Origin of the sequence: Mycoplasma zalophidermidis, from assembly GCF_024742155.1 — a bacterium.
GTDB classification, from domain to species: Bacteria; Bacillota_I; Bacilli_A; order Mycoplasmatales; family Metamycoplasmataceae; genus Mycoplasmopsis; species Mycoplasmopsis zalophidermidis.
The window spans coordinates 1-13,458 of record NZ_JANSFS010000004.1 but is presented as its reverse complement, the minus strand read 5'-3'; the positions used below and the strand labels follow the sequence as shown (position 1 = coordinate 13,458).

The following is a 13,458-nucleotide window of genomic DNA, read 5'->3' as shown; positions in this document are numbered from 1 at the left end:
ATGAACAAAGGAGACAACATGAGCAAAATTAATATCAAGCTAAAAGCCTTCGAACATGAACAATTAGATTTTGCTGCGAAAAAAATCGTTGAAATCGCACAAAAAAATAATGTTAAGTTCTCAGGACCTGTAGCAGTGCCAACAAGAAGACACGTTGTTACAATTCTTAGATCGGTTCACATTAACAAAAAATCTCGTGAACAATTCGAAGCAAGAGTACACCAAAGACTTGTTACTCTAATCAACGCTGATGCTAAAACACTAGACCAAATTCGTAGATTCGAATTTCCAGCTGGTGTTCAAATTAGCGAAATTACACAAAAATAAAATAAAGCCAACTTGTATATCAAGCAATGGTCGTTAGTTTTCTAACGAGAAGGAGAAATTATGAAAGGAATCTTAGGACGTAAAATTGGTATGACCCAAATCTTTACTGAAGATGGACAAGCTGTTCCAGTTACAGTCATTGAAGTTAGACCAAATGTTGTGTCTAAAGTTTTAACTGCTGAAGTTAACGGGTATGTTGCAACCCAATTAGCAGTTGAGGATTTAAGAGCTTCAAGAATTAACAAACCTTTAGCAGGTCAATTCAAACAAGCAAATACAACACCTAAGCGCTACATTAAAGAAATTCGTGGCATGCAAGGCTATGAATTAGGACAAGAAGTTAAAGCTGATTTATTCACATCAGGACAACTTGTTGACGTTACCGGTACATCAAAAGGTAAAGGTTTTGCCGGAACCATTAAAAGATGAAACCAACACATCGGACCTAAATCACACGGTGGTGGTGGTGGTAGCCAACCAGTTAGACAAACTGGATCACTTGGTGATATCGCTGGAAACAAAGTTTTCAAAGGTATGACAATGCCTGGTCATTTAGGTGCTGTACAAACTACTGTACAAAACCTTGAAGTTGTTAAAGTTGACACTGTAAACAATATTTTATTGGTTAAAGGATCGATTCCCGGACCTAAAAAATCACTTGTTATCATCAAAGAAGCTGTTAAAGGTTTACCAAACCATAAACCAGTTGTTCTAGTTGATGTTGATGAAGTTATTAAGATGAATGAATTAGTTGAAAGAGCTAAAAAATTCGGTATTGAAGTTAAAGTTGGAATGCACTCAAGTGAATTGGAACCTCTAATTCTTGAAGCAGAAGCAGCTAAATTAGCAGAAGAAGCTGCTGCTAAAGAAGCAGAAGCAGCTAAAGAAGGAGAAAACTAATATGTCAGTTAACAAATTTTACTTATCTGAAAAATTCGGTAAAGACAATGTAATCTCGTTCAACCTTAAAAAAGAAGGTGCAGCCAGATCAAAAAACTTCAAAACATTTAAAGAAGCTCTAGAACAATTTCAAAAAGATGCTGATAAACTTGAAGGAGAATCAAGAGTTTGATTCCATAGAGGTGGACAATTTTCAGGTTCAACAACCTCAGCGAAAATTGTTAACATTATTGATGCTGTCGCAAGCAAAAATGTTAAAGATGAAAATGCAATTGAATTCATCAATGAAGAAAAACTAGTTGATGTTTCAGAAGCGAAAGAAAAAGCAACCAAAAAAGTTGAATCGACAGAACCAAAAGCTAAAGTTGCTAAAACAACAACTAAAGCTAAAACTTCTAAAGTAACTAAAGTTGATGAACAAGCGAAATTTGATTTCGACAATTCAAAATTACCTGCTGAAGTATTCAACTTAGAAAAAATTTATGAACAAGCAATTTTTGACACAATTATGTCAGAAAGAGCCTCAAGAAGACAAGGCACCCACTCAGTTAAATCACGTGCTGAAGTTAGAGGTGGTGGTAAAAAACCTTGAAGACAAAAAGGTACAGGACGTGCTCGTGCCGGTTCGACAAGATCACCAATATGAGTAGGTGGTGGACGTGCTTTTGGCCCTAGAACCGAAAGAAACTACAACCTAAAAGTTAATAAGAAAGCTAAAAAAGCTGCCTTCCTAAGTGCTTTAACATTATTGGCACAAGACAATGCAGTTATTGTTGATGATTTTAAATTAGCAAACATTTCAACTAAAGAAGCGGTTGCTAAATTAGACACATTAAAACTAACACACGTAAAACACGTTTTAGTTGTATCAAGTGATGAAACAGTTTACAAATCATTAGGTAATGTTGCCAATGTTGCGGTTATTAAACCTGCATCAGTTACTGTTGAAGCATTAATTTGAGCAGACGTATTAGTACTATCAAACGAAGGTCTAACTCATTTCGTAGAAAAAGGGAGAAAATAATTATGGAATTAACACAAATCATTCGTAAACCTATTCTTACAGAAAAAACTAACCTTCTACAAGCTCAAAATAAATACACTTTTGAAGTTGACTATCACGCAAATAAATACCAAATCAAACACGCTGTGGAATTTATTTTCCAAGTTAAAGTAACTGACGTTAATACAATCAAAGTTGATAAAAAAGCTAAGAGAGTAGGACGTTTTAATGGTTTTACTAACCGTTACAAAAAAGCTATTGTTACATTAGCGGCTGATGACAAAATTGTTTTCTACCCTAATGAATCAGAAGCACAAGACGAAGCTAAACAAGCTCAAAAATCCGCTAAAGCACAAGAGGCTAAAGCAGCAGATAAAGCTAAAGAAGAAGAATTAGCAGCCAAAATCGCAGCTAAAAAATCTACTAAAAAAGCTACAACAAAAAAAGCCGCTACTAAAAAAGAAGCGTAATAAAGAGGATTAAAAAGATTGCTTAAAAGACAAACTTCCTCATATATTTTTAAGCAAAGGAGTATATAGACATGGCAATTAAACATTACAAGCCAATTACTAACGGTCGTCGTAATATGTCATCTCTAGACTACGGCAAAAACCTATCAGGACATGCTCCTGAAAAATCTTTACTAGTAATTTTAAAGAAAAATGCTGGTCGTAATAACCAAGGTAAAATTACTGTAAGACACCAAGGTGGCCGTGTGAAGAGATTTTATAGACTAATCGACTTCAAACGTAATAAAGACAATGTTCCGGCAGTGGTTAAGTCAATTGAATATGACCCAAACCGTTCAGCTAATATTTCATTATTAGCATATGCTGACGGAGAAAAAAGATACATTTTAACTCCAAAAGGACTTAAAGTGGGACAAACAGTTATTTCAGGTACAGATGTTGATATCTTAGTAGGTAACACATTACCTCTATCATCAATTCCAGAAGGTACCTTAATCCACAATATCGAGATGCAACCAGGAGGGGGCGGTATTATCGCTCGTTCAGCTGGTACCAGTGCACAAATCTTAGGTAAAGATGACGACGGAAAATACGTTGTTCTACGTCTAAAATCAGGCGAAACACGTCGTATTCTTGCTCGTTGCCGTGCAACAATTGGAGAAGTTGGAAATGAAGAACACCTACTAGTTGACTTAGGGAAAGCTGGTAGAAACCGTCACATGGGTGTGAGACCTACAGTTCGTGGTTCAGTTATGAACCCAGTAGATCACCCACACGGTGGTGGTGAAGGTAAACAACCTATCGGACGTAAATCACCTCTTACACCTTGAGGTAAAAAAGCTCTTGGTGTTAAAACTAGAAAAACTAAGAAATCTTCAAACAAATTGATTCTAAGAAGAAGAAAGGATGCTAAATAATGGCTCGTAGTCTTAAAAAAGGCCCATTCGCCGATGATCACTTACTAAAAAAAGTTGATGCAATCGTTGAAGGTGGCGCAGCTAAAAAACCAATCAAAACTTGATCAAGACGTTCAACAATCTTCCCAAGCTTTGTTGGTCTAACATTCCAAGTTCACAATGGTAAAAACTTTATTGATGTATATGTAACTGATGACATGGTAGGACACAAACTTGGAGAATTTGCTCCAACAAGAACTTACAATGGTCACGGTGCTGATAAAGGTAAAAAATAGTTATGCAAGCAAAAGCACACGTAAAAATTCAACGTATTAGTGTACGTAAAGCTAATTTAGTAGCTGCCTTATTTAGAGGTAAAGACGTACGTGAAGCATTAGGTATTTTAAGAAATACAAATAAAAAAGCTTCAGAACTATTTATTAAATTAATCAATTCAGCAATTGCCAACGCAACAAACAACCACGGAATGGATGCATCAAAATTATTTGTTAAAGAAGTTATAGTTAATGAGGGACCAACACTAAAAAGATTCCAACCTCACTCACAAGGTAGAGCATTCTCAATTTTTAAACGTACATCAAATTTATCTGTAGTTTTAGAAGAAAGAAACTAAGAAAGGCAATATTATGGGACAAAAAGTTAATCCAAATGGCTTTCGTTACGGTGTAACTAAGGCACACAACACAACATGATTTGCAGACAAAAAAGAATTTGGATCATTATTAGTTCAAGACGATAAAATTTACAAATTCTTCGATAAATTAGTACGTAAATACCAAATCGGTCAAGTGGAAATCAAAAGAACACAATCAAATAAAGTAACTGTTATTTTACATGTAGCAAACCCAGCCAAAATTTTAGGCGAAAACGGTGCTAACATTGAAGCTCTAAATGTAGCTTTACATAAACATTTAAAAGACAAAAAACTTGATATTAATTTACAAGTAATGCAAATCGCTAAACCAGAATTAAACGCTCGTTTAGCTGCGGAAGCTATTGCGATGAAACTCGAAAATCGTGAAAGCTTTAGAATTGCTCAAAAATACATTATCAACGATGCATTAAAAGCAAGAGCAAAAGGTATCAAAACAGCTGTTTCAGGCCGTTTAAACGGAGTTGATATGGCTCGTACAGAAGGATATTCTCGTGGAGAAATGAAACTACATACCTTAAGACAAGATGTTGATTACGCACAAGCAACAGCGCGTACAACATACGGTGCAATTGGTGTTAAAGTTTGAATCTCTAAAGGTGAAATTTTGGAAGGAGGAAATAAATAATGCTTCAACCAAAAAGAACCAAATATCGTAAACCTTTCGTTTTACGTCACGATAAACGTAAAGCTCACAAAGGTAACAAAGTTTCATTTGGCGAATTCGGTTTACAAGCCATAACATCTGCATGAGTAGATGCTCGTCAAATAGAATCAGCCCGTATTGCGATTACTCGTCGTATGGGTCGTGAAGGACAAGTTTTTATTAGAATTTTCCCTCACTTCCAAAAAACATCTAAACCAATTGGTGTTCGTATGGGGTCAGGTAAGGGGTCTCCAGACAAATGATATACACCAGTTAAAGTCAATACAATGATGTTTGAAGTTTCAGGTGTTAAAGAAGAAATTGCTCGTGACGCTCTACGTTTAGGTGGACACAAGTTACCTGTTAAATGAAAAATTATTACTAAAGATGAATCACAAGGAGGTCAACAATAATGCTTTATAAAGATATCAAATCAAAATCAGTTGATGAATTACAAAAACTTATTAACGACCTTAAAGCGGAATTATTAACTTTACGTTTTAAAAACGCTACCGGACAATTAGACCAAAGCCACAAAATTAACGCTGTTAAAAAAGACATTGCAAAATGTTTAACTGCAATTGAACAAATTAAAGGAGACAAATAATGGAAAGAACAACAACACGTAAAAGTTTAACTGGTAAAGTTACTTCTGTTCGTGGCGACAAAACAATTTTTGTTGAAGTTGAAAGCTACCGTTCACACTCTTTATACTCAAAACGTTATAGAGTTGTAAAACGTTTCGCTGTTCACGACGAAAAATTATTAGCATCAGTTGGTGACATTGTTTCAATTATGGAAACACGTCCACTATCAAAAACCAAACACTTCCGTTTAGTGGAAATTAAACAAAAAGCTGCTAGAGGAGAAGAATAATGGTTATTGAATTATCTAAATTAAAGGTTGCTGATAACTCAGGTGCTAAAGAAGTTGGTGTTATTAGAGTTTTAGGTGGTTCACGTAAAAAGACCGCCAACATCGGTGACATCATTATTTGTTCAGTTAAAAAGGCATTGCCAAATGCAGCAGTTAAAGAAGGTCAAGTTGTTAAAGCGGTGATTGTTAGATCACGTTACGGTATCAAAAGACCGAATGGTTCGCACATTAAATTTGATGACAACGCAGTAGTTATTATTAAAGATGATAAATCAATGAGAGGAACTCGTGTCTTTGGACCAGTTGCTCGTGAACTACGTGACAAGGGATATTTAAAAATTGTTTCTCTTGCACCAGAAGTTTTATAGGGAAGGATTAATATTATGAAATTTAAAGTAAACGACGAAGTTGTTGTAATTTCAGGTGCTCACAAATGAGCACAAGGACGTATTATCCGCATTGACTCTAAAAATAACCAAGTTTTCATTAAAGATGTTAACATGCAAATCAAACACAAAAAACCTTCACAAGCATCAGATGGCGCTATTAAGAAACAAGAAGGTCCAATCCACGTATCAAACATCGCAGTAATAGCTAAAAAAGGAACTAAAACAACAGCTCCTACAATTTCAAGAATCGGTTACCAAATCGATAAAAATGGTCAAAAAACAAGAATTATCAAGAAAACTAATAAGGAATATTAATTATGAACTTAAAGAAACACTATTTAGAAAAAGTCGTACCTGCATTAATGGACGAATTCAAATTTAAATCAATTATGCAAGTACCTCGTCTTGAAAAAATTGTTTTAAATATGACCGCAGGTAGAGAAGTTACAAACTCAAAAGCAATTGAAGAAGTTTTAAACGAATTAACACTAATTTCTAGCCAAAAACCCTACCAAACAGTTGCTAGAAAATCAAACGCATCATGAAAATTAAGAGAAGGCATGCCTATGGGGGGTAAAGTTACTCTACGTAGAGAAAAAATGTGAGACTTTTTAGAAAAATTAATTCACATTTCAATGCCTCGTATCCGTGATTTCCGCGGGGCAAACCCTAAAGCCTTCGATGGCAGAGGAAATTACTCATTAGGAATTAGAGAAGAAATCATTTTCCCAGAAATTGATTTTGACAAAATCAGAAGAATTAAAGGATTAGACGTTCAATTAATTACAACAACTAACTCAGATGTTGAAGCTAAAAGAATGCTTGAATTAATTGGAATTAGATTTGCTAAAGGAGATAAATAATTATGGCTAAGGTTTCGTTAAAAGTTAAACAAAAGAAACATGCGAAATTTTCAACACGTGCTTACACACGTTGCGAAATTTGTGGTCGTCCACACGCTGTTTTAAGAAAATTTAAAATCTGTCGTATTTGTTTCCGTGTTAAAGCACACGCTGGACAAATCCCAGGATATAAGAAAGCGAGTTGATAATTATGTTTATTACAGATCCAATCTCAGATATGATTGTGCGTATTAAAAACGCCAACCAAAGAAAATTTAAAACAGTAAACATTCCATTCTCAAGCAAAAAAGCTAAAATCCTTGACATTCTATTATCTGAAGGTTACATTCAAGCCGTAAACGTTAAAGGTGAAGGCATTGAAAAAACTTTAGAAGTTAGCCTGAAATACAAAGGAACTCAAAGAGCAATCATTGATTTCAAACGTATTTCTAAACCAGGTCTAAGAGTTTATTCTTCAGCTCAAGACCTACCTACAGTATTATCAGGTTATGGTACAGCTATTGTGTCTACTTCAAAAGGCATGATGACTGAAAAACAAGCGCGTAAGGAAAATGTTGGCGGTGAAGTTATCGCTATCATTTGATAGGGGGTAGATTATGTCACGTGTAGGAAACAGAATCTTAACAATCCCTGCTGGTGTTGATGCAACATTAGATGGAACCAAATTTAGCGTAAAAGGTAAATTGGGTACTCTAGAAGCAAACTTTTCACCACTTATTGCTATCAAAATTGAAGAAAATAAAATTAGCACACTAAGAGCAAACGAAGAAAAATCAACCAAACAATTACATGGAACTACTAACGCTTTAATTTCAAACATGTTAATCGGTGTTAGTGAAGGTTTTAAAAGAGAATTGGTTATTAAAGGGGTTGGTTACAAAGCAGTTCTAAAAGGACAGCAATTAGAATTAGCTGTTGGTAAATCACACCTTGAATTATTAGACATTCCTGCCGATGTTAAAGTTGAATTACCAAAACCAACTGAAATTACATTATCATCAATTTCAAAAGAAAGCGTTGGCCAATTCGCTGCCATCGTTCGTGCAACAAGAAAACCAAGCCCTTACTCAGGTAAAGGTATTGCTTACAAAGACGAAGTTATTCGTCGTAAAGAAGGGAAAACTGCTGCGAAGTAGTTTCGAAAGGACAAAATTATGGCTCAATTATCAAGAAATCAAGCACGTCAAAAGAAACATTTACGTGAACGTCAATCAATCATTGGCACCAGCGTGAAACCTCGTTTATGCGTTTTCAAATCACACCAAAACTTTTATGCACAATTAATTGATGACTCTAAAGGTGTTACATTAGCTAGTGTATCAACATTAGTTAATGGACAATTTGCGGGAAACATCGAATCAGCTAAAAAAGCTGGTGAATTAATGGGTGAAAAAATCAAAGCTCTTAAATTAACTGAAATCGTATTTGACCGTTCAGGTTACGTATACCACGGTCGTGTTAAAGCATTCGCTGAAGCAGTTAGACAAACCGCACAAGGAGTTAAATTCTAATGACAGATAATATTAATCAAACACAAGCAGCTCCAACTCAAGAAGTTGTAAAACCTCAAGAAAAAGCTAATAGCGACGCAAAACCTGTTCGTAAACAACAAACTCGTGAACGTAGACAACCAAGAAGAAGAAACGATTCATTCCAAAACGAATTTAGTGAAAAAGTAATTTCAATTTCTAGAGTATCTAAAACCGTTAAGGGTGGACGCAGATTCTCATTCTCAACTTTTGTGGTTGTTGGTGATAAAAAGGGACGTGTTGGATTTGGTCACGGAAAAGCAAATGAAGTTCCCGATTCAATCAAAAAAGCAGTTAAAGACGCTAAAAACAATTTAATCTCATTACCAATTCTAAATGGTACAGTACCACACCAAAACGAAGCTAAATTCTTGGCTTCTAAAGTGTTATTGAAACCTGCCGCTAAAGGTACCGGGATTGTTGCTTCATCAACTGTACGTGCAGTTGTTGAATTAGCTGGTTACACTGACGTATATTCAAAAACATACGGTTCACGTTCAAAATCTAACATTGTTAGAGCAACTTTAAAAGCCTTAACCCAAATGAGAACACCAGAACAAATTGCCGACATTAGAGGTAAAGACGTCAAAGACTTACTATAATTAAATATTTAGTTTAGTTTAGCAACTTGAACTCGTTTTCAAAAGTACTATTCAAACAGTCGATAATATTTAATTAACGAAAGGAAATATAATGAACAAAAATTTAGAATCATTAAAACCAACCCACGGTGCTCGCAAAGACAAGCACCGTGTTGGTAGAGGTCACGCCGCTGGTAAAGGTAAACAAGCTGGTAAAGGTCAATCGGGTCAAAATAAACGTCACGGACACAGACCAGGATTTGAAGGTGGACAAACACCTTGATTCCGTCGTATTGGTAAACGTGGTTTCACAAACGTTAACCACGTTGAATACCAAGTTGTTAATTTAAAAGATTTAGAAGAAAGATTTAACGAAAACGATCAAGTTAATTTAGAAACTCTAATTAAAGCTAATTTAATCAAAACTAACTTACCTGTTAAAATTTTAGGTAATGGTAAACTTACTAAAAAACTTTCAGTATCTACTCACGCAGCTTCTCAAACAGCTATTGATGCTATCGAAGCAGCTGGTGGATCATTCACACTACTTTAATTCCAATCATTAAAAAGTAAGCGCGACTTACTTTTTATTTTTGCTTTTTATGAGTTATCTGAATCGATTTAATATAGCAATTTAGCAGTTTTTGGCTTAAATTTAGTCCAAAAACGGCGTGTTTGTAAATTTAACTAAAACTTCATTTTTCCTAAAAAAATAAAAACTTATTTATAGAGCTTTTTTTGATGCAAAAAATGATTTTTTTATTTCTTTTCAATTGGTTTTATGTATAAAATAAATAAGTATTTTTAATACGGAAAGGAATTATGAATAAAAAATTTAGCGGTAAAAGTTTTATTTTTTATGGGATTAACTATATTGTTGGCTTTGGATTTATTGCTACTATCTCTAGCGTGATTAAAACTGGTAACTATAGCTTGTTAATTTTTGCCATCACGGCTTTTATTGCTGCTGGTGTGATGCTGGCTTTTGCTAGAGGTTCACAATGGTATGGGCAACAAAGCGGAGGATCTTATGCATATGTTAAAAATGCATCCCATCGCCGTTGATTATGGTATATCAATGGCTGAAATCAATTTATGCAAGCACCTCTTTTTAGCGCAACTACTCCATTATTTTTTTCAACATTAGTAAGCTTTTTTGTGGCTGATTTTAAATATCAATTAATATTACAAATTTGTTCACTATTATTTTTCATTGTTTTAACAATCATTTCTGCCTTAAGTTTAAACATTTCTAAAAAAGTGATTTTTTACTCAGCTTTAATTAAATGAATTGTACTAGTATTTATATTTGCGGTAATTATTTATCTAACAATCACTGGCTCAAGAGCTACCAATATTTTTACAACCAAAACCGGAACTATCACACCCTATTTAATTATTAGTGCGATATTAAGTTTCATTTATGCTTTTGCCGGTGTTGAAGGATTAGCAGGGTTAAGCACCGAGGTTAAAACAAAAAACTTTAGAAAAATATTGCTTTATCTATTTGGTATTATCATTTTCATTTATCTAGTTTTTTACCTAATTTTTATTTTTGTTCCGCCCTTGGCCAATTCTACACAGTCTAATTATGTGGCGGCTTTAATGGAAAAAGCTTTAGGTGTTACCGGTTTAATTATCTTTACTCTGGGTTTGTTGTTTAGACAAATAACTTCAACAATTTTTTCAATGGTTTATTATGCTAAAACCGTTGTTCCACTTGCGCAAGATGGTTTTATCCCTCATTCTTTATCAAAAGTGGCTAAAAATGGTCAACATAAAAATGCTACAATTTTTGTGACCTTAATAACCGTGCTTTCTATGATATTTTTATCAATTATTCCATCCATATTTAAAATACAAGATAGTTTTGCTACGATTCTTAATGCAGGTAATTTAGTATTTTTTATTCAATATCTATTTGCCATCGTATCAATTTTGGTCATATCCATACGAAATAAAGAGTTAAAAGTGAGATGATGAGAAAAAGTAATTTATATATTAGTTTCGATAATGATTGCTTTTGTTGCGTTATCGACATTGTTTCCTCCGCTCGTTGGTGCTGATTACGATGCTAATGTGATTATTATTGTTGGATCTTATTTGGCACTTATGTTTATGGGTTTAATATTTTTAGGCTCATATCAACTATATTTAAAATTCCGCAATGATTTTTTTAAATATAGTTCAACATTCAAATTTCAAAGTCAAAATTCAAAGATTAATATTAAAAATTGTGAATTTAGCATTAAACCTTTAATTGCTCAGCCAAGCAATCTAAACAATGTTATTAATTCGCTACTTAATTCTTATCCAACAGAAACCATCTTATTAAGAAGATTTAATCACAAAAAATTTCAAAATGACCACCTAGATTTATCGATGTTTGCGCAACTAATTCAGAGCTCAACCAACCTTCGTAATATTTTAATTATTGATTCGTTGCCAGACAATTTAAACTTCGACGCTATCTTAAATTTGCAATCAAATACTAACATCCAAGTAATTTTGATTACTGAATATTAATTGGCACATTTAAATTTAAGCAAGCAATCGCTTGTTTTTTATTTTTAAATACTTAAGTGCTAATATTAAAATATTTTTTTGTCAAACTATACTATTAATTTGCTTTTATGCTCATTTATAAATCTAATTGGAAATATTATCTTATTAATAAGCAATTCTAAGATTTTAATATAATATTAAAAGTAAAAATTTAAGGAGACAAATTATGAAAATTTTATTTGCCGGAGCGGGTGCTTTGGGTTTAAGATTTGCTTACATGATGCACAAATCTGGCCACGATATTGTGGCTATTGATGGTTGAAAAGACCACGTCGACGCTATGAAGGAAAATGGTTTGCAAGCTATTATTGATGGAAACAATGAAGGATATTTACATTTCCCTGTTTACCACACAAGTGAAGTTAACCAAATTAAAGATAGTTTTGACTTGGTTTTTGTTGCTACTAAAGCAATGGGACTAAAGGATATGTTAAAAACTATACATCCTTTAATGAATCCAAAAACAAAAATTATCTGCGTACTAAACGGGTTAGGACACATCACAACTCTAAAACAATTTATTACGCCTGAAAATATATTGATTGGTACTACTGTTTGATCATCTGGTTTAGGTGGGCCTGGTGTTTTAAAAACTGGCGGTAGTGGTAAAATGGATTTAAAACAAGTTGAAGAAAAAAATCTAGATTACACTATGCAAATTGTTGAGGAGTTGAATAAGGCAGGTTTGAATGTGAGTTATTCACAAAATGTTTATGCTTCAATTTGAAACAAAGCAGTAGTTAACTGTGTATTGAACACGATGTGTACTTTAATTGACTGTAATATTAATGAATATGGTTCATACGAACACAACTACGAAATATCAAAAGCTATTATTGATGAAATGGCCTTAGTTGCTAAGGCTGAAGACAATGTTGATATGGATAAGGAATTAGTTCACAAAATTGTTGCCGGTACATTCCCGGTTGATAAACAAGGGTTACACTATCCCTCGCTATATCAAGATATGAAAAACAAACGTTTAACAGAAATTGATTATTTAAATGGTGCTGTTGCACGTATGGGCAAAGCCCACAATATACCAACACCAATTAACACCTTTATTGCCCATTTAATTCATTCGAAAGAAAATAAAAACGGTAACAAATAATTTTAAAAACACTTTAATTAAATTGAAAAATAATATTATCACATTATTATTAAAATTAAATGCCAAGCGTTAAGAGTATGCGCTTGGCATTTTTTAAAAAAACTGATAAAAACACAACTTTATTTATAGATTGATAAAATAAAAACCGTATCCCCAGAATTGTTGTTATAGAAATATAATTATCTACATCAAATTACAAAATCACTAATTTAACTTATATTTGATAAGTTGAAATCTGAAAAATATCATAATTTAGAGCTATATTCCTTATTAAAATTAATAATTATATGTATATATAATTGAGTATTATATAATTTACACATATTTGCCTATCACCAAACTATTAATTATTAAAATGAAATTCAAAGGAAAATGAAATGAGAAAAATTTTAAAAACAATTACAACACTTGCATCCTCTGCCACAGCTACTGCAACTATCATTGCATTAATTGACAATAAAATTCAAGCAAAATTAAAATCTGGTTCCGAAAATAAAAAAGTCGGTTCAATTACAAGCGATGATATTATTTTTATCTACAAAGGTAAAAATATTAATCCAGACGATTACGTTCTTGATAATATTTCATATGATTTAATTAATACAAAAAATGATAAGAAAATAGCAAGA

Annotated in this window: 22 protein-coding genes and 1 pseudogene; all 23 read left to right on the top strand. The window is 33.2% G+C overall.

Annotated features, from left to right (window positions below; translation table 4 throughout):
* Positions 1 to 18: 18 nt before the first annotated feature.
* Positions 19 to 327, top strand: coding sequence for a 30S ribosomal protein S10 (rpsJ, locus tag NW238_RS02455; protein WP_216505512.1), 309 nt, complete (start codon positions 19 to 21; stop codon positions 325 to 327).
* Between the two features lie 60 nt (positions 328 to 387).
* A pseudogene (gene rplC, locus NW238_RS02450) lies at positions 388 to 1,047 on the top strand (50S ribosomal protein L3); the annotation flags it as partial.
* 181 nt (positions 1,048 to 1,228) lie between these two features.
* Positions 1,229 to 2,251, top strand: a complete 1,023-nt coding sequence (gene rplD, locus NW238_RS02445; RefSeq protein ID WP_216505510.1) for a 50S ribosomal protein L4 — start codon at positions 1,229 to 1,231, stop codon at positions 2,249 to 2,251.
* Positions 2,252 to 2,253: 2 nt separating this feature from the next.
* A complete protein-coding gene (gene rplW, locus NW238_RS02440; RefSeq protein WP_258451760.1) occupies positions 2,254 to 2,700 on the top strand; it encodes a 50S ribosomal protein L23 in 447 nt (148 codons plus the stop codon).
* Between the two features lie 71 nt (positions 2,701 to 2,771).
* A complete protein-coding gene (gene rplB, locus NW238_RS02435; RefSeq protein WP_258451759.1) occupies positions 2,772 to 3,617 on the top strand; it encodes a 50S ribosomal protein L2 in 846 nt (281 codons plus the stop codon).
* Positions 3,617 to 3,892 carry a 30S ribosomal protein S19 gene (gene rpsS, locus NW238_RS02430; RefSeq protein WP_171110856.1) on the top strand — a complete coding sequence of 92 codons (276 nt, stop codon included), beginning with the start codon at positions 3,617 to 3,619 and terminating at the stop codon, positions 3,890 to 3,892. The genes rplB and rpsS overlap by 1 nt, the downstream gene beginning before the upstream one ends.
* A gap of 2 nt (positions 3,893 to 3,894) precedes the next feature.
* The gene (rplV, locus tag NW238_RS02425) at positions 3,895 to 4,230 is read left to right on the top strand and encodes a 50S ribosomal protein L22 (RefSeq protein ID WP_171110851.1); all 336 of its coding nucleotides are present in this window, start codon (positions 3,895 to 3,897) and stop codon (positions 4,228 to 4,230) included.
* Between the two features lie 13 nt (positions 4,231 to 4,243).
* Positions 4,244 to 4,897: a 30S ribosomal protein S3 gene (gene rpsC / locus NW238_RS02420; protein ID WP_216505508.1), complete on the top strand. Its 654-nt coding sequence runs from the start codon at positions 4,244 to 4,246 to the stop codon at positions 4,895 to 4,897.
* Entirely contained in the window at positions 4,897 to 5,328 is a 432-nt protein-coding gene (rplP, locus tag NW238_RS02415) for a 50S ribosomal protein L16 (protein WP_216505507.1), read from the top strand. Before rpsC ends, rplP begins: the two co-directional genes overlap by 1 nt.
* The gene (gene rpmC / locus NW238_RS02410) at positions 5,328 to 5,522 is read left to right on the top strand and encodes a 50S ribosomal protein L29 (RefSeq protein WP_171110846.1); all 195 of its coding nucleotides are present in this window, start codon (positions 5,328 to 5,330) and stop codon (positions 5,520 to 5,522) included. Before rplP ends, rpmC begins: the two co-directional genes overlap by 1 nt.
* Positions 5,522 to 5,791, top strand: a complete 270-nt coding sequence (rpsQ, locus tag NW238_RS02405; RefSeq protein WP_171110843.1) for a 30S ribosomal protein S17 — start codon at positions 5,522 to 5,524, stop codon at positions 5,789 to 5,791. The genes rpmC and rpsQ overlap by 1 nt, the downstream gene beginning before the upstream one ends.
* Entirely contained in the window at positions 5,791 to 6,159 is a 369-nt protein-coding gene (rplN, locus tag NW238_RS02400) for a 50S ribosomal protein L14 (protein ID WP_216505506.1), read from the top strand. Before rpsQ ends, rplN begins: the two co-directional genes overlap by 1 nt.
* 15 nt (positions 6,160 to 6,174) lie before the next feature.
* Positions 6,175 to 6,495, top strand: a complete 321-nt coding sequence (gene rplX, locus NW238_RS02395) for a 50S ribosomal protein L24 (protein ID WP_216505505.1) — start codon at positions 6,175 to 6,177, stop codon at positions 6,493 to 6,495.
* A gap of 2 nt (positions 6,496 to 6,497) precedes the next feature.
* On the top strand, positions 6,498 to 7,043 hold the full coding sequence (gene rplE, locus NW238_RS02390; RefSeq protein WP_216505504.1) for a 50S ribosomal protein L5: 546 nt from the start codon (positions 6,498 to 6,500) through the stop codon (positions 7,041 to 7,043).
* Between the two features lie 2 nt (positions 7,044 to 7,045).
* Positions 7,046 to 7,231 (top strand): type Z 30S ribosomal protein S14, encoded by a 186-nt coding sequence (locus tag NW238_RS02385; protein WP_171110835.1) that lies wholly within the window; start codon positions 7,046 to 7,048, stop codon positions 7,229 to 7,231.
* Positions 7,232 to 7,233: 2 nt separating this feature from the next.
* Positions 7,234 to 7,629 (top strand): 30S ribosomal protein S8, encoded by a 396-nt coding sequence (gene rpsH / locus NW238_RS02380; RefSeq protein WP_171110832.1) that lies wholly within the window; start codon positions 7,234 to 7,236, stop codon positions 7,627 to 7,629.
* 10 nt (positions 7,630 to 7,639) lie between these two features.
* On the top strand, positions 7,640 to 8,179 hold the full coding sequence (rplF, locus tag NW238_RS02375) for a 50S ribosomal protein L6 (RefSeq protein WP_216567812.1): 540 nt from the start codon (positions 7,640 to 7,642) through the stop codon (positions 8,177 to 8,179).
* Between the two features lie 18 nt (positions 8,180 to 8,197).
* Positions 8,198 to 8,554, top strand: coding sequence for a 50S ribosomal protein L18 (rplR, locus tag NW238_RS02370; protein WP_246526107.1), 357 nt, complete (start codon positions 8,198 to 8,200; stop codon positions 8,552 to 8,554).
* The gene (rpsE, locus tag NW238_RS02365; protein WP_216505502.1) at positions 8,554 to 9,174 is read left to right on the top strand and encodes a 30S ribosomal protein S5; all 621 of its coding nucleotides are present in this window, start codon (positions 8,554 to 8,556) and stop codon (positions 9,172 to 9,174) included. Before rplR ends, rpsE begins: the two co-directional genes overlap by 1 nt.
* Before the next feature lie 91 nt (positions 9,175 to 9,265).
* On the top strand, positions 9,266 to 9,706 hold the full coding sequence (gene rplO, locus NW238_RS02360; protein ID WP_216505501.1) for a 50S ribosomal protein L15: 441 nt from the start codon (positions 9,266 to 9,268) through the stop codon (positions 9,704 to 9,706).
* Positions 9,707 to 9,975: 269 nt separating this feature from the next.
* A complete protein-coding gene (locus tag NW238_RS02355) occupies positions 9,976 to 11,679 on the top strand; it encodes an APC family permease (RefSeq protein WP_216505500.1) in 1,704 nt (567 codons plus the stop codon).
* A gap of 205 nt (positions 11,680 to 11,884) precedes the next feature.
* A complete protein-coding gene (locus NW238_RS02350; RefSeq protein WP_216505499.1) occupies positions 11,885 to 12,829 on the top strand; it encodes a 2-dehydropantoate 2-reductase in 945 nt (314 codons plus the stop codon).
* 377 nt (positions 12,830 to 13,206) lie between these two features.
* The coding region (locus NW238_RS02345; protein WP_258451757.1) for a hypothetical protein at positions 13,207 to 13,458 on the top strand (252 nt) is incomplete at its 3' end.